Origin of the sequence: Paenibacillus qinlingensis (genome assembly GCF_013204845.1) — a bacterium.
Taxonomy (GTDB): domain Bacteria; phylum Bacillota; class Bacilli; order Paenibacillales; family NBRC-103111; genus Paenibacillus_E; species Paenibacillus_E qinlingensis.
The window spans coordinates 192,363-216,673 of sequence record NZ_JABMKY010000002.1 but is presented as its reverse complement, the minus strand read 5'-3'; the positions used below and the strand labels follow the sequence as shown (position 1 = coordinate 216,673).

Genomic DNA, 24,311 nt, shown 5'->3' with positions numbered 1-24,311 from the left:
ATATAAAGTATCGTTTTTACTACAGGCAACATTCGCAAAAGTGTGGTTTTCTACGCTAATTTTCGATTTACGCTGTTCCTGATGCGATGGTAATCTGAGATCAACCCAAAGGGACCAACACGACAAAAGGAGGAGACGATGTGGGAAGACGGGGAAGAGTACTTATCCGAAACGTACCGTTGCTCATTATGACACTACCGGGATTGTTACTACTGCTGGCATTCCATTACTTGCCGATCGGAGGCATCTTGATTGCATTTAAGGATTTCAGCTATGCCGGCGGAAGCTTACTAAAGAACTTTGCTAATAGTCCTTGGGTGGGATTGAAGAATTTCTCTTTCTTCATCCAAACACCAGATGCGTTCATAATTACACGGAACACGATTCTGTATAATTTAGCGTTTATCGTATTAGGGACGGGTACCGCGGTACTCATGGCCATTGCTTTTAATGAATTGAGGAACCGGAAACTAGCCAAATTGTATCAAACCACGCTGTTACTTCCTTATTTTTTATCTTGGATTGCAGTTAGTTACTTGTTCTATGGTTTCCTAAGTGTGGATATGGGCATCCTTAACAATTCCATCTTAAAGCCTTTAGGCATTGCACCTATCGCTTGGTACAGCGAAGCCAACCTGTGGCCGTTCATTTTGGTGTTCGTGAACATTTGGAAGTATGCCGGCTATAACTGCATCGTGTACTTGGCAGCTATTATCGGAATCGACCATGATTACTATGAAGCAGCTGCGCTTGACGGCGCATCGAAGTGGCAGCAAGTCCGCTTCATTACGATTCCATCCATATCACCTGTTATCATCTTAATGGTGCTGCTTGCGATCGGACGTATGTTTTTCGCGGATTTTGGACTGTTCTATCAAGTGCCGCTTAATTCTGGCGCGATTTTCAATACGACGAATGTGATCGACACCTACGTATATCGCGCATTAATGAACAGCGGTGATATCAGCATGTCATCGGCTGCAAGTACATTTCAATCATTTGTTGGCTTTGTGCTAGTGGTCCTCTCGAACTGGATCGTACGCAGAATCGATAAAGAGAAAGCGATTTTCTAGGAGGAATCAGCATGAAAGCCGAAAGCAGCATGAATGCCATTTCGCCTTCCACGAATGCGGTCATTCATCTTGTGTTTATTGCCATGAGCCTAACTTGCATCATACCTTTGTTACTCGTTATTGCGGTATCCATATCGAATGAACAGAGTATCGTCGCAGAAGGCTATCGTTTCATTCCCGCTAAACTATCCATGGATGCTTACCGCTATTTATGGCAGGAAAATCGTATGATCTTGAACGCATATGGCGTGACGATTTTTACAACCCTTGTAGGTACTGTTACAAGCTTGCTTATCATTGCTTTATTCTCCTATCCATTATCTCGGCGCGACTTTGCTTACCGCAAGCTGTTTACATTTCTTGTTGTTTTTACACTGCTATTTCAAGGCGGTTTAGTTTCTTGGTACATGGTTACGACACAAATATTGCATTTGAAAAATAATATTTGGGCATTGATCATCCCGCACTTGTTCAATGGTTGGTATGTCATGATTATGCGCACTTATTTTCAGACGACGATTCCGGATGCTGTTCTTGAATCAGCGAAAATTGACGGAGCAGGAGAATTCCGCACCTTTTTCTCAATCGTTCTAAGGTTATCTTTACCGGGACTGGCAACAATTGGGCTATTCAATGCCATCGTGTATTGGAATGACTGGTGGCTGCCGCTTATGCTCATTACCGATGACAAACTGCTTAACATGCAGTATCTGATGTATAAAGCGCAAAGCATGGCCAATTACTTATCGAGTGCAAGCGGTGAGCATTTCGGTACCGTGATGCAAGTAGCGCCGCCTTCACTGACACTGCGTATGGCGCTGGCGGTAATTGGCATCGGGCCAATCGTACTGGCGTATCCATTTTTCCAGAAATACTTTGTAAAAGGGCTTACGATTGGCGCTGTCAAAGGCTAAACCCAGAATACCGGTTAGCATATAAACGATAAATGAGGAGGGTTTTCATTGGTACAACGAAATCGCACATGGTTTGGATTACTAAGCGTGGCACTCGCAGTAACTGTTGCAGGCTGCAGCAGCTCGAACACAACAACACCTGTGAGTTCATCCAACACAAGCACGAGCACAAGTACAGCAGCAACGCCCCCCGCTAAACAAGAGCTTTCGCCATACGTAATTGATTGGTACATCATTGGAACAGGGCCACAACCGGACAACGAGCTAGTTGAGGCCGAAATCAACAAAATTATTCAGCCAAAAATTAATGCAACGCTGAAAATGCACATCATTCCTTTTGCCGATTATGATACGAAAATGACAGCGTTGCTTGCTACTGGGGAAAAGGTCGATATGATGTTCACCTCGAATGGAAATATGAATTATAGCTCCCTCGTGGGCAAAGGCGGTTTAGTGGATCTGACTGATAAGCTGGATAAACTTGCACCGGATGCGAAAAAGCTGCTTTCCGAAGGATTCCTTGAAGCGAGCACGATCAACGGTAAAGTGTATACGCTTGCAGCGTACAAAGAGAAGGGCTCCTGGCTCGGATTCACAGCGAATAAAGCGCTCGTCGACAAATACAAGATCGATTTGAATACAATCAATAGTTTGGAAGACATGGAGCCATATTTGAAGCAAATCAAAGACAATGAGCCAGGCATAACTCCATTATTCGCCGCAGGTGCTTCCAAAATACCAAACGTGAATACACGGTACTTATGGAACGCTTCACCGGTGCAATCGGTCATTTTGAACAAAGAAGGAACCGCTTACACATTAGAGCTGGATGAAGCGCCTTACATGCAAACGCTCAAAACATTATATAAATACTACCAGGCTGGCTATCTCCGTAAGGATGCTCCCGTATTGAAAGCAACCAACGATGATAAAGCGAAATCGATGTTCAGCTTTGGTCAATTGAAGCCATACGTCGACGTACAAGTCTCAAATCAGTTAGGCGTGCCATTCGTTTATCATAACTTCGGTAAACCGATTACGACAACGAATGACCTCGTAGGCTCCATGATGGGCATTCCGACGAATTCTAAAAACCCAGATCGCGTTCTAATGTTCTATAACATGATGTATACGGATGAGAAGCTCATTAATCTGATTGGTCGTGGAATGGAAGGCAAGCACTACGTGAAAACAGGTGATAAACGTATAGACTTCGCACCTAGCACAGAAGGCGGCAAGAAATCCGGTTATAACCCGAACACAACATGGGCATACGGGAATCAATACTTGACCTACTTAATGCCAGGTGAGCCAGACGATATTTGGGAGCAGTTCAAAAAGTTTAACGCAGAGTCAGAAGCTGTTCCTAATTTAGGCTTTAACTTTGATAGTTCACAATTGAAAACAGAAGTCGCAGCGATTAAAAACGTGGAGACAGAGTTCCGTCCGATCCTCGAAACAGGCTCTGTCAATCCGGAAGAGTTCGTGCCGAAGTTTAAAGAGAAGTTAAAGGCGGCAGGAATTGATAAGGTCATGCAAGAAATGAATAAGCAATATAACGAGTGGAAGGCAGCAAAGAAAAAGTAGGACCTTCCAGGGAGGCTGTACATGGATATCCGTAAGCGTTTGCAAGGAAGTCGATACTTTTCTAGACTTTTGTTTTTCCTGTCTACCTTGATTTCCATTGTCATTCTTGCGGTATCCTACATCCTCTACGTGCAATTCGTCGGGATTGAAGAAAAACGTACCTTCGATTATGCGGAAGAATCACTTTCTCAAATCAGCACAACAGCTGATGCGATGTTGGAAAATGCCAAGATGGCCATATCGCAGGTGCTGTTGGATAAGGATATCCCTAAAATTTTTTATCAAAATCAACTCGATGCTGTTGAAATGAAAACGGTTTCCGACCGAATCAGTCTCATCGCTTCCATGCCTTTCTTGCATTCTGTCTACTTGTATAATGAGAAGCTGGATATGTTTTATACCAACACAACTGGACTGCTGCCGGGATCCTTTTTCAGTGATCCTGGCATTACGCAGCTGCTCAAAAATTTTGATCCCGCGAACAATTTGAAACCCTACACGCGCGTTATCCCGCATACGACGGAATTTGCCAACATGGATCATAATGTGTACACATTTATTTACTTCGAGCGTCTTGGCCCAGGCAGCAGTTACGCAATTGTTCTGAACATTTCCGATTCGTGGATGAAGAAGGCAATTACGTCTATGGATAAAAAGAAAAACGGCAGCATTATTATTATGGACAATAATGGCGTACTCGTGAGCAGCGTTTACCATGATCAGATTCTAAGCGACGTATCCCGCCAAGCATTTGCGCAGCGTATTCTGCAATCCCAGAAATCATCCGATCATTTTATTGGGGATGTAGACGGTGTGAAATCACTGGTGACCTTTAATTCATCAAATTCACTAGGTTGGAAATTTGTGCGTTATACACCGTATAACGATGCGGTGCATGAAGTTGAAGCGATGAAGAAACGCACGATCGCCATTTCAATCATTCTATTGCTGATAGGGCTCTCATTGTCCTACGGCTCTTCGCGGATATTGAACCGCCCGATAGCAGATATGTCTAAGCTCCTTGTGCAACAGCATAAAGCGATTAATGAGAGCTCCAATACGATAAAACAAGAATTTTTACGCAAATGGCTGAACTCTGAGCAGCATCTGTCACTGCAAGATAGCACGCCGCTTTATGCGAATTTACGAATCGCGTTAAACCGCTCAGAGCCGATTCAACTGATGCTTTTCCGTATTGATGGATTTAAAGCATTTACGTCACAGTACAGCTTTAAAGATCGGAGCTTGCTCCGTTTTGCAATGATGAACATAGCGACAGAGCTGCTGTCTCCCTACGATGCATGTGAAGCTGTGGATGCTGGTGACGATCATATCGTGCTTATTCTACAAGGTTTTGGAGCAGGTAATCTAGCCGGTATTGTCCGTGAGATTCAGCATAATATCCGCACGCATCTCAAATTTAGTGTGACGACCGTACTGTCATCACCGTTAACTGCGCGTATCGCCGGTGTTAGGGATTTGTATATGGAGACTCTGGCAGCATCGCAATATCGGCTATTTGCAGGTTGGGGCTCTGTCATCGATTTTGCTGAAGCGAAGGATCTGGACGTCCGTCAACTGCGGTACCCTCTGCACAAAGAGGAGCAGCTCACAGACGCTTTAATGTTGGGTCATATGGAGGACGTTCGAAGTATCTGTATGACGATGTTGGACACGATGGAGGGCTACTCTTATAAGAGCTTTCATCTCACTGTGTTCCGGTTGTTTTTTGCGATTCATATGGTCGTTGATACGCTTGAAAAGGCTTCTGGTTATGAATTTGATATTCCGTTTCATGATCTATTTGCCCATTTGTCTGAGCAGGAAAGGCTTGCAGATATGAAGGAGGCATTTGCAGCCTTGTTTGATCGAATCGAAGATAAGCTTGGCGAGAAGAAAAATGCCAAATACGACGAACTGATTCGCATTATCACTCAAATGATCGCTGCACAATATATGCGTGAGGATCTAAGCCTCGACACGATCGCTGAAGCGTTGAATATGTCCCCTGTTTATTTGGGCCGGCTGATCAAGAAATATACCTCAAAGACATTGACAGATTTTATTAACGAGTATCGCATGGAAAAAGCGCAAGAGCTGCTGCGCGAGACCGACAAGTTGATCGTCGTTATTGCGGAGGAGACTGGCTTTGCTAGCAACAGTTATTTTGGCAAGGTGTTTAAAAAATATCAGGGAATAACGCCAAATGAGTATCGACTTCGAACTCGAAACGCGGCACAATAACCGACACTTGACTGGCAACAAACCGCTATATAAGAAAGGAATCGTTATGAAACCACAAAATCTGATTTATACGTACGTAAGTATGGCTTCGCATTATGATACGGATTGGGGCCATGGCAGCCCAGATGAAGGTGTTGATCGTACGGCCCGAACGGCTCATAAGTACGGCATACCCGTTACTTGGATTGTGAACAGCGGTTCAATTCCATTACTCGGGGACCGCATTCGCGCTTGGCATGACCTATATGGGGATGATGTGATCCTGAAATGCCCGAATTATTACAGAGATGCAAGCAAATCTAAGGTAAAACTGAGAGAGCTGCTGGATTCAGAGTGGGAGTGCCTCCAGGAAGCATTCCCATGGGCAACGACCAAAATTGCTGGATCTGGCGTTGTAGACAGCGATGTCATCAGTGTACTCGAGGATGCAGGATTTCAAGGCTTGTGGGGATATTGCTGGGAGCAGGTGTGGTGGGATGGTATAACGAACCAAGGAGTGCCCTGGGGATTCTGGTACGTCGACCGTGAACGATATAAAATTCCTCATCAAGGTCGCGGCCAAATTGTTGCCTGCGAATGGACCGCGCGAGATTTGAATTTGTCCTATCATACCACTAGTCCATGTGTGTATTCTACGGATCCCAACGATGTGTTGAGAGCGGGTCTATGCACTGGTGAAAATATTGACTACTGGAAACATCTGTTTGATGATTATTTGCGGGGAACGGCTGTGAATGACCTCGTCTTTTTCCTCCAGCATCAGGAGGCGCATGAGATGGAAGTTAGTGAGGCGTTTGCGGTATATCCGTTCTCACATGTCGAAGCGTGCGATGCCATGCAGGAGTTGTTTTTTCAGTACGTGCGTGAATTCCCAGTTACACTAGCAACGCTGCCGGAAGCTGTACGTATGTATCACGACTCGCAAGAAGAGACTGCACCAGCGTACATGTTGACGAGTGATTCGCCGGTTAAGCCGGAGATTAACGAATATACAATGACGCTCGGAGGCGTCGGACAGGGACCTTGGCCGGATACGCTGTTTTATTATGACAAAGACTGCCAAATGGCCTTTCTGAAAGGTGAGAATAAGCCTCGGATGATGCGGAACTATGTTGGGAAATGGAATATGCAAGAGGAATTCTCAGAGCCTGTGCCACCCGTATTTGTGACACATTACGTGAAGACTGAAGAAGTAATTGAGTTAGTCTACGAGATCGGGCCGTGGCCGCCGATGCCATTCGGGCTTGCGTACTGGGACAATTTAGAGGATTATGAGATCGAAGCAAGTGATGATGTAATTTCAGCCAAATTGATTGAAAATCAAGTGGCCATGTTCCGCCTCCAGTTAATGGGACCGAAGAAGCAAGTTGCTGTTACGCTTCGCAGACGGATAGAGGAGGTGTCAGGTTAATGCCCACCCTCAAACAAGGAGATACTGTCCTTTTCCAAGGAGACAGCATCACGGATGCCGGGCGCAATCGTGAGGTAGACACGGATACAGGCAAAGGCTACGTATATCTTGCTTCCAGCCAATATGCGTCACGTCATCCCGAACATCAGATAACTTTTTTAAATCGTGGACTTGGAGGCCATACAGTGAAAGCATTGCGCGATCGCTGGGAAGCGGATTGCCTTAATCTGAAGCCAAGCGTCGTCTCCATCCTTGTCGGAATAAACGATAATAGGATGGCGGGCACTGAAAATAAATCGCAGTCGATGGATGAGTTCGAGCGAATTCTCCACAAGTTACATACCGATGGATGGTTTATTAATGTCAGCTTGTACGCGAGCAGACGCATCCTATTGGTCTAAAGACGGCGTACATTTAACTCCAGCCGGGCATGCATTGCTCGCGGATGCGTGGCTGAACGTGATCATCTCATAATTTATGATTGTAATTTACCATGCTAATAATTAATGATGTTAATCATTTTTGAGGAGGTTTGTAATGAAACTGACAAGGGCTATTACGCATCAGTTCGGCAAACGCTGTCTTTCCACAATTCTAGGATTAACGCTCATCTTCTCTGGAGGCGCTTTCCCCAGTACTGGTTATGCAGCGGGAACCGTCACACAAGTCGTAGTAAGTCAGGCAGGATACAGTTCCGCTGACTTTAAGACGGCGACCGTTCTCGCAACAAGCGATTTAACAGACACGACTTATCAAGTACTGAATGGCACAACTGTCGTTGCCAGTGGTACGATGGTAGATAAAGGTGTTGTATGGAATCAGCATGTGTATACGATCGATTTCTCTGGGGTACAGACGACCGGCACCAATTTCACAGTAAAAAGCAACGCCATTTCTTCTTATGCTTTTCCGATTCAATCGAACGTCTGGGATAACTACAAGGATGAGATGACGGCGTTTTATCGCATTCAACGCGCTGGTGTGGCGACGGCAGATGTTTATCCGACAGGGTACAGCTCAACAGCACCATCCGCCAAAGTGTTCCATGACGCTGGCCATTTGGATGATGCCAAGTCTGCGGATGGCACAACACATTACGATCTTGTTGGCGGTTGGTATGATGCCGGCGATTATGGCATATATGCCGGTAACCAGTGGGTGACGGCGGAAATTGCTTTGGCGTACGTTAGGAACGCAAGTGCGCCAAATGTCAGGTTCGACAACGACGCGAACGGCGTGCCGGATTTGATTGATGAAGCGAGGTTCGGCAGTGAATATTTGCTCAAATTCGCAAACCAGCTAGGCGGCGCAATCTATGATAAGAAGACGAACTCCGGCTTCAAGCATCCGGAGAAATCAACGGATAACATCAATAATACGAGCGATGATCGCGTGCTTGCCAATCTGGGCATTGGCGGGTCAGCCAAAGCCGCAGCATCCCTCGCAGCGACCGCACGAGCGGTTAACAGCGCGCTGGCGGGTGGGTACATCGATGCTTCAAAGGTCGCGGAGTTCACAACCTTCGCAGCAAACTGTGCGACGGCGGCAGTAACATTTTATAATTATGCGAATGCAAACCTCACAGGACCACAAGGCTCCTATGCGACCAGCAATAACGGTGGTTTGTCGAATCCATTGCTTCTGGCGGAAGTGGAAATGTATCTGTTAACAGGGACGGCTTCCTACAAAACCTCAGCTGCTTCTCGCGTTAGCACATTAACATTTAGCGATATTGCCTCAACGAATTACTGGGATATGCGTCCAATGGCGCTGAACGAATTTTATCCGGTTGCGGATGCATCAACACAGACGATCATTCAGGGCATTTTGAAGCAGCAGGCGGATTATTTCTTGTCTTCCACAGATGACACACCCTATGGTGTCTTGGATCAGTTCAGCAATTTTGGGGTGAACGAGCCGCATGTGTCCTTCTTGGGCGATATGGTTCGCTATTATGAGTTGTTTCACGATCCAGCTGTACTGCAGGCGATTCAGAAGGGGATGTACTGGGTGTTCGGTAACAATCCATGGAATATTTCTTGGGTTTCAGGCATAGGAACCGACTACGTGGACTATCTGCATACACGATTGGATGAAGACATTTATAATCATGCGTCTACAGGTGTTGTCATTCCTGGAGCGATGGTCAGTGGTCCGAATATGAAAGATACGAAGGATAAATCGAGTGTTAGTCCTTGGTACCAAGATCGGCCGCTATGGTCAGACGACACGAATCAGTGGCGATACAATGAATATAGCGTTTCTATTCAAGTTGGTCTGTTGTATAGCATTATGGGACTGATTCAATTAAACGGCTCCTCTTCAGACAATGGTAACTATCCAGCGGCCATGCCGATTACATCGCCGACGATTGGTGATTATGTTACAGGAAATGTCACCTTGTTCGCACAACCTACTCGCCAGATGAGTGCCGTTGATTTAAAATCAGGCACAAGTTACTTGCCGATGACGCAATCGAATGGTGCCTACAGCACAACTGTGGACGTCAGTACACTGGCGCCGTATACGATAAAACGGTATGACATCCGGGGCACAGACACATGGGGAAATACGTCATTCTCTAGCACACACGTTACGGTAGCGCCTCCTTTACCAGATCCTTCACATCCGCTGCTCTATGATAATTTTGGTGGTGGCGGTACATGGGGCTCATCTGGTCTCGGTTGGCCGAACTGGTATAACCAATCTGGAGGCACAGGCACATCTGCCCTAACGACGGTAGATAGCCGAACCGTGATGCAATTTACGCAAACACCTTCAACTTCAGCTTCGCAAGCCAAGTTTGAACCTTGGCACGACACGATTGATTTGTCTGGCTATCGTTATGTCAATGTGGTGATGAAAAATCCAGGTTATGCTGGCAGTCGAATCAAAATTAATCTAAATGATGGCGTATCCACCTATGCCTTATCCGCAGGATGGGTGAATGTTGCATCAACGTGGACCACGTATACGTTTGATATAAATGCATTCCCCGCGCTAGATAAGAAGAAAGCTCATTTTGAAGTATGGTTGAACCAAACAGGTGGAGCATACGGTGAAATACTCATTGATGATATCACTGCATTGAATACTGCTAGTGGAACAGCGCCTACCTTAACGGCTGTCAGCTTGAGCCCTATGACAGGGGATGAGACGACGGATTACACGTTCGCTGTCACATATTCGGATGCGAATAATCAAAAACCGTTTGCCGTGCAAGTCGTCGTTGACGGTGTCATTCACAACATGACGGAAACGGATGCAAGCGATGTGAGCTACACGGACGGCAAGCTCTACAATTATACGATGAAGCTACCTCTGGGCAGTCATACTTATTACATCCGTACAACCGATAATTTTACGGATGTCGTATCGACCGCATCGCAGCCAGGTCCTACGTTTACCAGCACGACTAATGGTTACTGGAAGTTCGATGAGGCTAGTGGTACCTCGACGCTTGATGCGTCTGGCAATGGCCGGATTGGAACATTGGTCAGTGGTCCAACACGGGGAAGTGGTAAGGTTAGTGGTGCGATTCAGCTGGATGGAATCAATGATTACGTCCAAGTGGGTTGGGGGCAGCTTAGCGGAAATAGTGCACGTACGATGGCGACTTGGTTTAAAACAAGCAGCAGCGCCAACGCAACGCTATTGAGTTGGGGGACGAATGCGAGCAATCAGCTTTCTCAGTTGGGAGTGAGCAGCAGTACGATTGGCTACTTGGGCAGCAGCAACGATTTGACCACATCACTAACTGGCTATGCAGATGGTAATTGGCACCATGTGGCGGTTACGTTCGACGGTGCGTCAATGAAGTTGTATCTCGATGGCGTGCTGAAAAACAACAAGAGCACGACGCTGAACTCGGGTGTCAGCGATCTAAATTTAGGCCGTTCTATCAGTGGAACAGGATACTTCAGCGGCTCGCTAGACCAAGCGATGGCGGTTAACCGCGCGTTGACAGCGGCCGAAGTGAAAAGCTTGGCAAATCCAACACCGCTCGCACAGTGGTCATTTAACGAAAATACCGGGACATCGGCGGCGGATGCATCGGGCAACGGATATACGGGCACGCTTACAAATGGGCCGACATGGGTAAATGGGATGCATAATCCCGCGTTGCACTTTGACGGCACTGACGATTATGTGACTTCCGCTTGGGGGCAAATTACGGTGAATGCCTCGCGTACACTCGCACTTTGGTTCCGCACGAAGAGCGTAGCGAATGGTTACATGCTCAGCTGGGGAACGAATAGCGGCAGTGCATTGTCACAACTCGCTGTGAGCAGCGGACAGATCGGCTTCTTCGGCAACGGAAATAATTTGGTGACTCAGGTCTATCCATATACAGATGGCAAATGGCATCATGTCGCTGTGACCTTTGATGGTGCTACGATGAAGCTGTACTTAGATGGTGTTCTGAAAGGGTCACGAACCACGACACTGAATACGGGTAGTTCTGCTATCCAAATCGGTAAGGCGATATTCGGTTCGACGAATTTTTCAGGTGATATTGATGATGTCACCGTGTACAACAGCGCTTTGATCGATTTGGATGTTCAAGCATTGATGAATCGAAATTAGGGAAATACGCTCAATCTAATTACAATACAGCGGAAGCTTTGGACGAGAAAATAAGGTCCTAAGCTTTCGCTGTTTTTGATTATGGGTAGAACGCACGTTGATAGGCAGCTCTTATTGGTGTTTCACAAATACAAGAAGGAGATATACAATCCTTATCGAATACTCATAGCGATGAAATAGAAGGAAGTATTTGGACAATTAACATACTAAAGGTATTTCAACTATGGGGTGGTGAACGTGCGCAGCACTTCGCTTAGAAAACGAATTCTCGTAACGCTGATATCGAGTTTCTTGGGTTGTTCCATCTTAATGGCTGCTGTCTCGTACAATGCGATAAACACGATGCAGCAAAACAAAATTAAAACCAACATGGCCTTTGATTTGTACCAACAATCGATGAAGCTTACGCAAGTTTATTATAATTTGCTCCAGGTAACACAACAAATGACCCCTCAAGGCAATGTCGGCAACCTCATGGATACCTATTTCTCCACAGACGATCTATATAAGAGACTTCAACTTTCGCTAAGCGTTTCCAATAACATCGGACTCATCTCATTTTCTAACCCGGCTATGGAGCTGGTGATGTATTATAACCCCGAGGAGAAGCATCCTCTATATTCAAATCTGCCTTTGCGTGAAGATTTCACTATGCAATCTTTGCCCAATGTGGCAGGCAACGAGAGCATTACTTATCAATCGCCACATTTGTCACTTTGTAGGTTCAGTGATAATCAAGTTGTCTCGGTGACACGAGAAATCACTTTTTCTGACGGAACGAAGCAAGTGATTTATGTCGAGGCCAAATCTGATCTCGCGACGGACATTAGTAAACTTTCATCCAGCTTAAATTTACCGTATGTCCTTGTGTTGAGCGATCAAGAGGAGCAGGTTAAGTACAGTAGCGATCCTAATGTTTTTTCAATCGGCCAGAACTTAATTCTGGGAGGGAATTCCGGTATAACCAAAGGATACATTTGGGATCAGTTAATTAGTGATTACGGTTATCATATCGCATTGATGCTGCCTGTAGAGAGCTATAACCACGAATTTTACACTTGGAAAAATCATATGCTGTTAATATTGGGAATCGCTCTTATTATTCTTTTATCGATCGCTTTGCTGCTGCTGCGACTGATTAACAGACCCTTACGGGTATTCGAATCAGAAATGGTGGCACTGGGTAGAGGCCACATGGGCGCAATGCAATATCGTACAGGCATTTCCGAATTTGACAAGCTATTTGATCAATTTAATAAAATGAAACAACAAATTCAGCAATTAATTATAGATGTTGAATATAAGGAAAAACGGCGGCATCAGTTAGAAATAGAGAAGCTCGCTTATCAAATTAACCCTCATTTTTTAATGAATACGCTTAATTCCGTGCGTTGGCTTGCGGTTATGCATCGACAGCCTGAAATCGACAAGTTCGTATCCACATTAATTTTTTTGCTTAGTTACAATTTAGGGAAAACCAAGGAAACCGCAACGCTCCGAACAGAAACGAAAGTTATGCACGCTTACCTTGATCTACAGCAAAAGCGCTATGATTTCCAAGTCACTTTGGATATTCCTGAAGGAACCTATCTCGACACTCCTGTCGCCCGGTTTATTCTACAACCTGTTGTAGAGAATGCCGTCTGTCATGGCCTTGATGAACACGGCAAGCTGGAGGTGCGTATTACGCCAGACGAAGCAGCTGGTATCATCACGATTACAATTCGCGATGATGGCAAAGGACTTAGCGAGGAGACGCTTGCACTGCTACAGCGCGAATCACCAGATCAACAGCAGGGGGGCAGAGGGATTGGACTACGCTATGTGCGATCCATGTTGGAAGCGTTTTACGGCGATAAAGCTCGGCTGCAGATTGATAGCACTCCGAATCAAGGCACAACGGTTATCATGTATCTCCCCTATTGAAAGGAGAAACAGATATGATCAGTGTTTTAATAGTCGATGATGATAAACTCGCGCGCAAAGGACTCATATCCATCATGCCATGGTCTAAACATGGTATGCAGGTAGCTGGAGAAGCTGCCAATGGTGCTAAAGCTTTGGAATTTCTGGAGCAGCACGATGTAGATCTCATGTTTGTCGACATCTCCATGCCTGTGATGTCAGGGTTAGAATTGATTCAGGCGGCACGAATTAAGCATCCGAGTTTGCGTTCCGTGATGCTTACGTTTCATGAAGATTTTGAAACTGTGCAGACTGCTTACCGCTTGGGTGTTCTCGATTATATTTCGAAAGTTCGGCTAGAGTTGGAAGATGACGAGCAAATTCTCAATCGAATTCGGCATAAACTGGCTGATGATTTTCCTCAGCACATAGGTAAGACTGGCTCTACGACAACGCAGTCTGTTCAGAATGATATGGTTGAAGATGAGAATATACTTCGAGATGATGAGCAATGGCGTAAGCTCGAACAAGATTGGCGCTCACTTTATTGGTTGTATAATGATGCTGTATTTCAGCATTTATGCACGCAAACAATAGAATCAAATCGTTCTATTCGTCGTCTAGAGGGGTTATTCATGCGTGTGATCTCTCAAGTCGAGATCGCCGCTCAGCTTGATACAGGGTTCTGGTCTGAAATCGATGACATCCGTTCTGCAGTGGAATGGATTCGTCGCTACCGGATTTTAATCTATTCGCAGGTAACCAAGTCAACAGATTTATCGAAAACGATGATTTGCATGCTCAAGGCGGTTGTATTCATTCACCAGCATACAGCTGAAACGCTGCATGCTGAAGATGTTGCCGAACATGTGAATATGAGTCGGAGCTATTTTAGCCAATGCTTTAAAAAGTCAACAGGGTCAACCTTCAACGATTATCTCCGGCAAGAACGAATCCGTGCAGCTGAACGGCTCTTATGCGAAACAAATCGGCCTGTAACTTGGATTGCCAATGCTGTTGGATATGGCGACTCTAAGTATTTTTCGCAAATTTTTTACGAGCAAACGCGGTTGCTCCCATCCGAATTTCGAGCACAATTCCAAACCATAGGGAGAATTGATCACGAAAGATCGAACAAATACCCCACCTGATTACAGGAGTTCATCCTAAACACGAGACATCCTTCAGACTTTTTATTTCATCCTTACCTGTATAATTATGATGAAAAGATACAAGGGAGGGATTAAGTTGAAAAGAAAACTTGTAAGCGTACTCCTGACGACATTTCTTGTTTCAAGCATGACTGCTTGTACGTCTCCAAATGAAACAAAGGAAACGAACACGCCATCAACATCAGATGTGAAAGCTTCTTCAACTCCTGAAGTGAAAGCGCCTTCAACGACAAGTTCTACACAAACAACTGGTGACGATGTTGCATTTGCCAAATTCCCATCTCCCGTCGATGTTCATATCGGCATGGTTGTGGATCCGACAGATAAAACGTTACCGCAAGGTGACAGTGTAGGTAATAATCAATACACCCGTTATCTGAAGGAGAAGTACAACATCAACATTATTGTTGATTGGACTGCAGCAACTGGTAATGACTATAAGCAGAAGGTTAGCTTATCCATTGCATCGGGTAAACTTCCAGACGGCATGGTCGTTGACGACCGCTCCTTTATGACGAAAGCCGCCAGTTCGGGATTATTGTATGATATCACCGATTCGTTCAATCAGTATGCTTCTTCTCAAGTAAAAGAAATCATGGCCAGTACACAAGGACGCGCGTTGGAAAACGCTAGCTTCAAGGGCAAAATGACATCGCTTCCCAATATCACTGTTGATACCGATGGGGTTCACATCATGTGGATTCGCAAAGACTGGCTCGATAAACTGAATATGCCGGTGCCTAAGACAGTTGCAGACGTTGAGAAAACGGCTAAAGCGTTCATTGATAACAAGTTTGGCGGGGATAAGACAATCGGCATTGCAGGCCCGTCCAAGAATACGTTTCCATACGCGACGTTCCTCGTTTCTTCCAACAACATGGGTGGATTCGATCCGTTATTCGGCGCTTTAGATGCATATCCGGGCTATTGGCTGGATAATGGAAATGGCTCGGTCACTTACGGCACAACTACGGACAATACGAAGAAGACACTTGCTCTACTTGCCGACTGGTATAAGAAGGGACTCATTGACCCTGAGGTTGGTACTCGTGACAACGTAGGGGATCCGATCAATGCGAACAAGGCGGGTATATTCTTTGGTCCGTGGTGGAATGGGGGATACGGAAATGGCGATTCCTTCAAAAACGACCCCAATGCCAATTGGCAAGCCTATCCTGTCTATACGGATGATGGCAAATGGAACACCCACATGAAGACAACGGGCAGTACGTATACGCTCATCAGTAAAAATGCAAAACCAGATGTCGTCAAAGCTATTCTCATTATGAATAACGCGCTTGTTCGCGATGAGGCTACGTTCAATTTATCCGTCGCAGTGGGTTGGTATCCGCTGCGTAACGTGATGGCGGCTGCCAATGAGACTGAGTACGAGTATACCGAGCTACTCAAAGTACTGAACGGGCAGAAGAAACCGGAAGATTACAATGTACCTAACAGCTTGTATAAGCTGATGTATGCCGATGCCAAGAAAGTACAAAATGTCATTAAACCGCCATACGATAACCTAAATGTCAGCAATTTCGATAAGACAAACTTCGGTGATTTCCAGCGTCTCTACTCACTCATGATTGGTGACCGTTCATTCTCGACAATCCCGATTAATAAAAAAGTGTTTAGCGTGACCTATAACCAAACACCGACAATGGAGACCAAATGGGCTAACTTGAAAAAGATGGAGGATGAAACTGTTCTCAAAATCATCCTTGGCCAAGCGTCAATCGATTCTTTTGATAAGTTTGTTAAAGATTGGAAAGCACAAGGCGGAGATCAAATCACAGCGGAAGTAGCGGATCTCCTCAAAAAATAACTGAAATAAACTTGCAAAAGGCGTTGGCGGACTCAACGCCTTTTGCAAATTCTCAAAATGCCAGTTGAGATGGGGGGACAACCATTATGAGGAAAATGGGCTTTCAGAAGCATTATTATTTGATGCTGCTTCCAGGTATGATTTGGCTTATTTTGTTTAGTATTGTGCCGATGTTCGGCATCGTGATGGCATTTCAGAATTATAATCCTGGCATGGGCATTTTCGGTTCCGAGTGGGTTGGATTGGAAAATTTCAAATACATGTTTCAACTGAATGACAGCAAATCGGTCATCACGAATACAGTTATTATCGCTGTGGGCAAAATTGTATTCAATTTGCTAATCCCATTGATATTTGCGATTTTGTTGAATGAGCTTACCAACTTACGTTACAAAAAGTTTGTTCAGACGGTCGTTTATTTACCGCACTTTTTATCTTGGGTTATTATGGCGACGATTGTTATCGGCATTTTTGGCTATTATGGCGTTGTTAATACAGTCATTGAGATGTTCGGTGGAGATCCCAAACTTTTTATGGCGGATGCCAGTATATTTCGTCAGTTGGTTATCGGCACGGATGTGTGGAAAGAGTTCGGTTACAATGCCATTATTTATCTCGCAGCACTGACAGGGGTCAATATGAATCTGTACGAAGCAGCGGCAATCGATGGAGCCAATCGTTGGCAAATGATAAGGAATATTACACTTCCAGCGCTAACGACAACGGTCGTGCTGTTGGGCGTTCTAAGTCTCGGCAATGTGCTCAACGCGGGTTTCGATCAGGTATACAATCTCTATAATCCGCTAGTGTACTCAACGGGCGATATTTTAGACACTTGGGTTTATCGACTGGGTTTGCAGAATCTGCAATTCTCATTAGCCACAACGGCAGGATTGTTCAAGTCTGTCATCAGCTTTGTGCTCATTGTTATCTCATACCGTCTGGCGTACAGATATGCCGACTATACAGTCTTTTAAAAAGGAGGCGTTGACATGGTAAGAAATACGACTTTAGGATCACGTACTTTTGAAATTGTCAATGTGATTCTCCTGGGCTTGTTACTAATTAGCTGCATTTATCCGCTCTGGTATACGTTCTGTGTATCCATATCTGATAAATCAGCTGCAAACGCAGGATTGGTTACGCTGTATCCAATTGGGTTCTCATTAGCTTCTTACAAAGAGATCATCAATGACAGTTTATTCTTGAATTCATTCTGGATTTCGATCCAACGAACCGTGTTAGGAACTGGATTCTCTATGATTGTAAGTGTGCTGATGGCCTATCCACTGGCGAGACCCAAGAAAGATTTTAGAGCACGCAATACGTTCATGTGGATTCTGGTTTTTTGCATGGTCTTTAATGGCGGTCTGATTCCATGGTATCTAACAATTCAACATTACGGTTTGATCAACTCCATCTGGGCACTGGTTCTTGGTGGTGGTGTCCCGATCTTTAATGTTATTTTGATCATGAATTTTTTTCGTAATCTTCCTAAAGACCTCAGTGAAGCGGCAATTGTAGATGGCGCTGGCCCTTGGGCAACGTTGTTTCGGATCTATATACCTTGTTCCATCCCTGTACTAGCGGCAGTAGCGCTGTTTATCAGTGTATATCACTGGAACGAATTCTTTAATGGTTTGGTACTCATGAATACTTCTGATAAATATCCGCTGCAAACCTATATCCAGCAGTTGGTTGTCAACATCCCAGTCGGCACAAACCTTACGCCGGAACAATACAAGAAGCTTTCTGAACTATCGAACAGGACGCTCAATGCTGCCAAGGTCTTCATAGCGATGGTGCCGATGCTGATCGTGTATCCATTTTTGCAAAAATATTTCGTATCCGGCATCATGTTGGGAGCAGTGAAGGAATAGGGGATCGATTGCAGAAGGGCTTGCTTCGCGGTAAGCTCTTTTTTGCGTTTATCAACGAAATCCCTTACTATTGTTGAAACAGAAACAAAAATTATTATAATAGGGTAATGTAAGTGCGGATGGGAGGAGTAGCGATGAGCAAAGAAGATCAAGTCATGATGGGTTTCAGAGATTTATATCACAAGTTAGTTTGGCTTAACAAGGATAAGATGGAATACAGTCTGAAGGGGTATACATCTTCTGAAGTCCATTGCATCGAGTACATTGAAAAAAATCCAGATTCCAACGTGACGCAGCTTGCAGAGTCCTTTTACATGACGCGCGGTGCTCTAAGTAAATTAACTAAGAAACTTATAGAAAAAGGTCTAATTGAAAGCTACCAGAAGACGGACAATAAGAAAGAAATCTATTTTAAGCTTACTGAGCAGGGCAAAGCCATAAATAAAATTCATGACGATCTGCATAAAGAGTTTCAAGAGCGGGATAAAGCCGTATTTGAGCATGTAACCGAGAAACAATTTGACAGTATACTTAACTTCGTGGAAAAGTATAGCAGTCATTTAGATGCAGAAATAAAGAAACAGGGGTTAGAGTTGAAGTCGGAATAATTTTTAATAAAAATGAAAGATCAGGCAGCCGGGCTCTTTTGAGAACGGGCTGCTTTTTTATCAGTTAATTTTTGTTGACAAGGAAACAAATTCGCGGTAGGATATGTTTGTTTCCAAGGAATCAAAACTGTAGCTATTTGAGGAGAGAACTACCATGTCCATGTTTAGAATACACAATACTCAGAACAAAGAACAAAAGGAACCCATCGTAAATAAACACGCTTTATTATTCGGCCTTATCGCTGTGTTTCTTTGTGGGATAGGCTTCAGTATCATAGCACCTATTGTCCCATTCTTAGTGAAACCTTATACAAGTAGTCCTGCAGAACAAGCAATCGTTGTTACGCTATTGACTTCTGTATATGCCCTCTGCGTGTTTTTTGCAGCCCCCGTGCTTGGAGCTTTAAGCGACAAATATGGCCGTCGTCCTTTACTCTTAGTTTGCCTTTTGGGATCAGCAATCGGTTACTTCATTTTTGGTATTGGAGGAGCACTATGGGTATTATTTGTTGGGCGCATCATCGAAGGAATAACTGGTGGGAGCATAAGCACAATTTTCGCCTATTTTGCTGATATCATCCCTCCTGAACAGAGAACCAAGTACTTTGGATGGGTGAGTGCGGTGGTCGGTGTTGGCACCGTTATTGGCCCAACATTAGGCGGATTACTTGCTAAATTTGGTTATGCAGCACCCATGTATGTTGGAGCACTCATAACGTTATTAAATGTTGTTTATGGATTTTTCTATATGCCAGAAAGCCTTGTCAAGAAGAATAGACTGAAAGAAATTACCTTTATAAGATTGAATCCATTTACCCAGCTTGCAAACATACTTTCCACGAAAAACTTAAACAGGCTGCTGGTCTCAGCGTTCTTACTTTGGATACCCAACGGATCCTTACAGGCTGTGTTTTCACAATTTACGGTGGATACGTTCAGTTGGAAGCCTGCACTAATCGGACTTATGTTTTCAATTATGGGCGTTCAAGACATCATTTCCCAAAGTTTTATCATGCCAAAGTTATTGAAAATACGTAGCGATAAACAGATTACCATTCTTGGCATGGTTTCGGAAATTGCAGGCTACAGTCTTATTGCACTATCATCTTTGTTCACATACTATCCGCTATTAATTGCCGGCATGTTTATATTTGGTTTTGGTGATTCGATCTTTGGGCCTTCCTTCAATGGGATGCTCTCCAAGTCTGTCAATGCCAGTGAGCAAGGAAGAATTCAAGGAGGCAGCCAATCTATTCAGGCTTTAGCAAGGATGATTGGGCCAATCGTTGGAGGTCAAATCTATGTATCACTTGGTCATGCAGCACCTGCTTTTATGGGTATGATCCTTATAGCCGCGGCAATACCAATTCTGTATAAGAGAACGCTGACGGGAAGAATGGATCCTACATTGTGATCGAATATTGAACATTGGTAAATACGCGATGAAAAATGGCAAGAACCGACAATTTTCTAGAAGAACCTATTTTATTATAGCAAGATAATAAGTCCTATTTCGTATGCCATATACGTGGAACGGAGGGTTGAAATAAAGTGGACATTGCCTTAGCTTTATTATCCTTTTTCTTTATGTTGTTATTCTTAAGTACTCTTCGAGCGATACTTAACAAAGATAAAAGTGATATTCTCATATTCACGACGTCAACTTTATTTGCAGCTATTCTCTATATTAATGTAGTTGTTAAGGGTTAAGAATTTTCAGAGATGAGCCCAGTATCGTTCATAAGAAGTTTACTTCTCATTACCTCAATGAGAAAGAAACTGACAGATAGAATGAAAGAATATGCTGCTTCGTATGGAAAGGAACTCTAAAATCACATTTCTGTAGCAGGCAGGATTACTCGGCAACATGTTGAATTATCTGGAAGAAGTGAAATCACCAGAGGTGAGATATGAAACAATTTGAAGATAAAGCAGCGGGGCAAGCATTGAGTGATATATGGACGAGCATAGAGTGGCATGAAAGCACCTCTACTCTGAATCTCTTGATTACTTCAATGGCTGAACTGACGTTTAGTCCACTTTCACCTGGGCTTGAGGCGGAAGTGGCGAAGATCACACACGGAGAGAATCAATATGTACTGAAGGTGTGGAACAAACGTTCGAAACCTGACGTCCAGCGTCAATATCGCCTATTGGAAACACTTCAACGTCAGAAAATTCGTGTATCTGAACCGATTGGTTATGGGAAAACCGAAGACGGGCATGCAGTATTACTAACCCGCCATCATGGCACTCCAGTAACGAAAGTGAGTCCAAGTATTTTTAAGAAGATCACGTCTGTTTTAGCTGACGTTCACCGTTTGCCTGCGGATGGATTGATGATGAAGGAAGTACCTAAGTATGATTTTATTAACTATTTTTTCTCCGGTATCGAAGCGTATCCAGCAATGAAAGAGAATCTAATCTACCTAGTCCACACAGCCGATATGAAAATGGACCGGATCATACACGGAGATTTCAATCTAGGCAATATTCTTGAAGAAGATGGACAATACACAGTTATTGACTGGACGAACGGGCAACTAGGAGATCCAAGATTTGATCTGTCATGGGCTTGTTTGCTTCTGCGCATCTATGTAAGTGACAGCAAAAGCCTTACGTTTTTGTACAAATATCAAGAGGAAATTCATGTAGATGCTGGTGAGTTGGAAATCTTCGAAGCGATTGCTTGCCTGAGGTGGCTGCTGCTCGATCGAATCGCAGGTGTGCCCAAATACCCGGATACAATGAAGAACGTACGAAAAATCGTTAGAAACAATAGATTTTTAAATGAAAATGTAGAGCTGTAAGGGTAGCTGTAATTTGCCAATTGTGAATTTTATTCTAAGTAAATCATGTATAATGGTTTCTGATGGTATTGTGTACACGAAGAGGAGAGGGTCAAGTTGACACAAGCGTGGCAAGCAGATTGGCTGACAGATCGTGCATTTATAAATTTGGACAAATCCTATCTCTACCATAAAGAGCTTGAAACGGTTGTCATTGAACCGTATATTCCCGATTTACAGCATCACCATTGGTATGTAAGAAATGTATGTATGTTAGATGACAAGATGATGAATGAGGACCAAATCTGGCTTCAATTAACGGCTGATGATTACTACAAACTGTATATCAATGGTGAGTTCGTTGCCCAAGGCCCTGCACAGAGTGATGCGAATCATTATTATTATAACCGGATAGATGTGCGTTCGTTTTTAAAAGTCGGGAAAAATGTAATAGCTGTTCATGTTTATTATCAGGGACTGTTAAATCGCGTTTATAATAGCGCCGACAATCGGCAAGGCCTCATAGCGGAGCTTTGGGCAGGCGAAAATCTACTGGTTAAGACAGATCGGACATGGAAAGTAAAAAGGATTAATGACAATCGGCCTGGTGTGACATTTGGTTATGATACGCAATTTACAGAACATGTGGATGCAAGGCAGACGGAACGAGGTTGGACAGAAGTTGGCTACGACGATTCGGATTGGGAACAGGCAGAAGCTGCGGAGCATACGGATTATACATTTGTTCAGCAGCCAACTCCGCTGCTCGCCGTTTATAAGAAACAGCCAACACACGTCGAACGGCTTGCACCGGGTCATTATCTAATCGACTTCGGGGGCGAGTTGACCGGCCAATTCGCCATGAATGCACATGGAATTGCAGGTGATCAAGTACATATTTTCTCGGGAGAAGAGCTGTTGCCTGGAGATAACGCCGTTCGTTACGACATGCGCTGCAATTGCCTTTATCATGACCAGTGGACATTATCAGGTGACCTAGACGTTTTTGAAACGTATGATTACAAGGCGTTTCGCTATGTAGAAGTAAAAGGCCCCGAGGAAGCACTAAGACCGGACTCTTTTCACGCCGTAGTTAGGCATTACCCGTTCGATGAGCAAAGCTGCGTGCTTCACAGCTCGGATGAATTGATGAATCAAATTTTTGACATTTGCAAAAATGGCGTGCGATACGGATCCCAAGAAAATTTCGTGGATTGTCCAAGCCGAGAGAAGGGGCAATATCTGGGTGACAACACGATTATTGGTCACTCCCACATGCTGCTCAGTGGGGATTTGCGTCTCTATCGCAAGGCCATTGAACAATTTGGTCGTAGTTCATTCGTATGCGAAGGGCTAATGGCTGTTGTACCAGGGCATTTTATGCAGGAAATAGCTGATTTCTCATTACAGTGGCCGATGCAAGTGATGCAGTACTACCGTTATAGTGGTGATATGGCATTCCTTCAAGAGATGTACCCGTATGCGGCAGGTTTATTGAAACATTTTGAGCAATTTGAGCGTGAGGATGGGTTGCTTGAAGGTGTTACAGACAAATGGAATCTGGTCGATTGGCCACAAGGATTGCGCGACAATTATGATTTTGAACTAAGTAGGCCAGTCGGTCCTGGCTGCCATAATGTCATTAATGCGCTTTATATCGGCTGCGTAAGTACGGTAAACGAGATTCGCGAATTGCTCGAGATTACTTATGAAGATCAGCTGCCGCGATTAAAAAAGAGCTTCTTAGAAGCATTCTATGATGAAAAGAACGGCTTGTTTAGAGATTCGGAGCAGAGTACGCATCATGCCCTGCATGCCAATGTACTTCCTATGCTATTCCATATTGCACCGCAGCAAGCTGTCTCCACGATTGTTGACATGATTCGCACCAAGCGTTTCGCATGCGGGGTTTATTTTTCTTACTTTGTCATGAAGGCACTTGCGTTGGTGGAAGAACATGAGTTGATTTATGATTTGCTCTCCGCTGACGATGAACACTCTTGGGGGAATATGATCAAAGAAGGCGCAACTACGTGCTTTGAAGCATGGGGGAAAGACCAGAAATGGAACACAAGCTTATGTCATCCATGGGCAAGCGGTCCTGTTCCTCTGCTGATCGAGGATATTATAGGTCTAAAGCCAGCGAAGCCGGGGTGGCAAGAGATTGCGTTTTGTCCGAAGCTTCCTGCAAGCTGGACGTCATTTACACTGCAGCTGAACGTTCCAACTGGAACGATTCAACTCCGATATGAGAACGGGGAATGGACCGAAAGCTTCCCACCGGGTATCCCTGTCATACGTTGATAAATTTAA

The 24,311-nt window shown here is 44.4% G+C and carries 16 protein-coding genes; all 16 read left to right on the top strand.

Features of this window, described 5'->3' with window-relative positions; translation table 11 throughout:
* Positions 1 to 140 precede the first annotated feature (140 nt).
* The 16 genes from HQN88_RS04460 (at position 141) to HQN88_RS38735 (ending at position 24,302) form a co-directional block, all read left to right on the top strand.
* Positions 141 to 1,073 carry an ABC transporter permease gene (locus HQN88_RS04460; protein ID WP_274320549.1) on the top strand — a complete coding sequence of 311 codons (933 nt, stop codon included), beginning with the start codon at positions 141 to 143 and terminating at the stop codon, positions 1,071 to 1,073.
* 11 nt (positions 1,074 to 1,084) lie between these two features.
* Positions 1,085 to 1,987 carry a carbohydrate ABC transporter permease gene (locus HQN88_RS04455; protein ID WP_173109037.1) on the top strand — a complete coding sequence of 301 codons (903 nt, stop codon included), beginning with the start codon at positions 1,085 to 1,087 and terminating at the stop codon, positions 1,985 to 1,987.
* A gap of 48 nt (positions 1,988 to 2,035) precedes the next feature.
* Positions 2,036 to 3,574 carry an ABC transporter substrate-binding protein gene (locus tag HQN88_RS04450; RefSeq protein WP_173109036.1) on the top strand — a complete coding sequence of 513 codons (1,539 nt, stop codon included), beginning with the start codon at positions 2,036 to 2,038 and terminating at the stop codon, positions 3,572 to 3,574.
* A 21-nt stretch (positions 3,575 to 3,595) separates the two neighbouring features.
* Complete coding sequence (locus tag HQN88_RS04445; RefSeq protein WP_173109035.1) at positions 3,596 to 5,818, top strand: AraC family transcriptional regulator; 2,223 nt, start codon at positions 3,596 to 3,598, stop codon at positions 5,816 to 5,818.
* Positions 5,781 to 7,229, top strand: a complete 1,449-nt coding sequence (locus tag HQN88_RS04440) for a hypothetical protein (protein ID WP_173109034.1) — start codon at positions 5,781 to 5,783, stop codon at positions 7,227 to 7,229. Before HQN88_RS04445 ends, HQN88_RS04440 begins: the two co-directional genes overlap by 38 nt.
* Positions 7,229 to 7,630: a GDSL-type esterase/lipase family protein gene (locus HQN88_RS04435; RefSeq protein WP_173109033.1), complete on the top strand. Its 402-nt coding sequence runs from the start codon at positions 7,229 to 7,231 to the stop codon at positions 7,628 to 7,630. Before HQN88_RS04440 ends, HQN88_RS04435 begins: the two co-directional genes overlap by 1 nt.
* A gap of 136 nt (positions 7,631 to 7,766) precedes the next feature.
* Entirely contained in the window at positions 7,767 to 11,816 is a 4,050-nt protein-coding gene (locus HQN88_RS04430) for a glycoside hydrolase family 9 protein (protein ID WP_173109032.1), read from the top strand.
* 237 nt (positions 11,817 to 12,053) lie between these two features.
* Complete coding sequence (locus HQN88_RS38275; protein ID WP_173109031.1) at positions 12,054 to 13,742, top strand: sensor histidine kinase; 1,689 nt, start codon at positions 12,054 to 12,056, stop codon at positions 13,740 to 13,742.
* A gap of 14 nt (positions 13,743 to 13,756) precedes the next feature.
* The gene (locus tag HQN88_RS04420; protein WP_173109030.1) at positions 13,757 to 14,872 is read left to right on the top strand and encodes a response regulator; all 1,116 of its coding nucleotides are present in this window, start codon (positions 13,757 to 13,759) and stop codon (positions 14,870 to 14,872) included.
* Between the two features lie 97 nt (positions 14,873 to 14,969).
* Positions 14,970 to 16,721 (top strand): extracellular solute-binding protein, encoded by a 1,752-nt coding sequence (locus HQN88_RS04415; protein WP_246320042.1) that lies wholly within the window; start codon positions 14,970 to 14,972, stop codon positions 16,719 to 16,721.
* An 86-nt stretch (positions 16,722 to 16,807) separates the two neighbouring features.
* Positions 16,808 to 17,698, top strand: a complete 891-nt coding sequence (locus tag HQN88_RS04410) for an ABC transporter permease (RefSeq protein WP_173109029.1) — start codon at positions 16,808 to 16,810, stop codon at positions 17,696 to 17,698.
* A gap of 15 nt (positions 17,699 to 17,713) precedes the next feature.
* Positions 17,714 to 18,601, top strand: a complete 888-nt coding sequence (locus HQN88_RS04405; protein ID WP_173109028.1) for a carbohydrate ABC transporter permease — start codon at positions 17,714 to 17,716, stop codon at positions 18,599 to 18,601.
* A 134-nt stretch (positions 18,602 to 18,735) separates the two neighbouring features.
* Positions 18,736 to 19,209 (top strand): MarR family transcriptional regulator, encoded by a 474-nt coding sequence (locus tag HQN88_RS04400; protein WP_173109027.1) that lies wholly within the window; start codon positions 18,736 to 18,738, stop codon positions 19,207 to 19,209.
* Positions 19,210 to 19,363: 154 nt separating this feature from the next.
* On the top strand, positions 19,364 to 20,623 hold the full coding sequence (locus HQN88_RS04395; RefSeq protein WP_173109026.1) for an MFS transporter: 1,260 nt from the start codon (positions 19,364 to 19,366) through the stop codon (positions 20,621 to 20,623).
* Positions 20,624 to 21,119: 496 nt separating this feature from the next.
* Complete coding sequence (locus HQN88_RS04390; RefSeq protein ID WP_173109025.1) at positions 21,120 to 22,019, top strand: aminoglycoside phosphotransferase family protein; 900 nt, start codon at positions 21,120 to 21,122, stop codon at positions 22,017 to 22,019.
* 96 nt (positions 22,020 to 22,115) lie between these two features.
* A complete protein-coding gene (locus HQN88_RS38735) occupies positions 22,116 to 24,302 on the top strand; it encodes a family 78 glycoside hydrolase catalytic domain (RefSeq protein WP_173109024.1) in 2,187 nt (728 codons plus the stop codon).
* Positions 24,303 to 24,311 lie beyond the last annotated feature (9 nt).

Coding starts and splice junctions, on each gene's coding strand:
- HQN88_RS04430 (WP_173109032.1), top strand. CDS start 7,767: ATGAAACTGACAAGGGCTATTACGCATCAGTTCGGCAAACGCTGTCTT.
- HQN88_RS04455 (WP_173109037.1), top strand. CDS start 1,085: ATGAAAGCCGAAAGCAGCATGAATGCCATTTCGCCTTCCACGAATGCG.
- HQN88_RS04420 (WP_173109030.1), top strand. CDS start 13,757: ATGATCAGTGTTTTAATAGTCGATGATGATAAACTCGCGCGCAAAGGA.
- HQN88_RS04390 (WP_173109025.1), top strand. CDS start 21,120: ATGAAACAATTTGAAGATAAAGCAGCGGGGCAAGCATTGAGTGATATA.
- HQN88_RS04400 (WP_173109027.1), top strand. CDS start 18,736: ATGAGCAAAGAAGATCAAGTCATGATGGGTTTCAGAGATTTATATCAC.
- HQN88_RS04445 (WP_173109035.1), top strand. CDS start 3,596: ATGGATATCCGTAAGCGTTTGCAAGGAAGTCGATACTTTTCTAGACTT.
- HQN88_RS04435 (WP_173109033.1), top strand. CDS start 7,229: ATGCCCACCCTCAAACAAGGAGATACTGTCCTTTTCCAAGGAGACAGC.
- HQN88_RS04410 (WP_173109029.1), top strand. CDS start 16,808: ATGAGGAAAATGGGCTTTCAGAAGCATTATTATTTGATGCTGCTTCCA.
- HQN88_RS04440 (WP_173109034.1), top strand. CDS start 5,781: ATGAGTATCGACTTCGAACTCGAAACGCGGCACAATAACCGACACTTG.
- HQN88_RS04405 (WP_173109028.1), top strand. CDS start 17,714: ATGGTAAGAAATACGACTTTAGGATCACGTACTTTTGAAATTGTCAAT.
- HQN88_RS04395 (WP_173109026.1), top strand. CDS start 19,364: ATGTCCATGTTTAGAATACACAATACTCAGAACAAAGAACAAAAGGAA.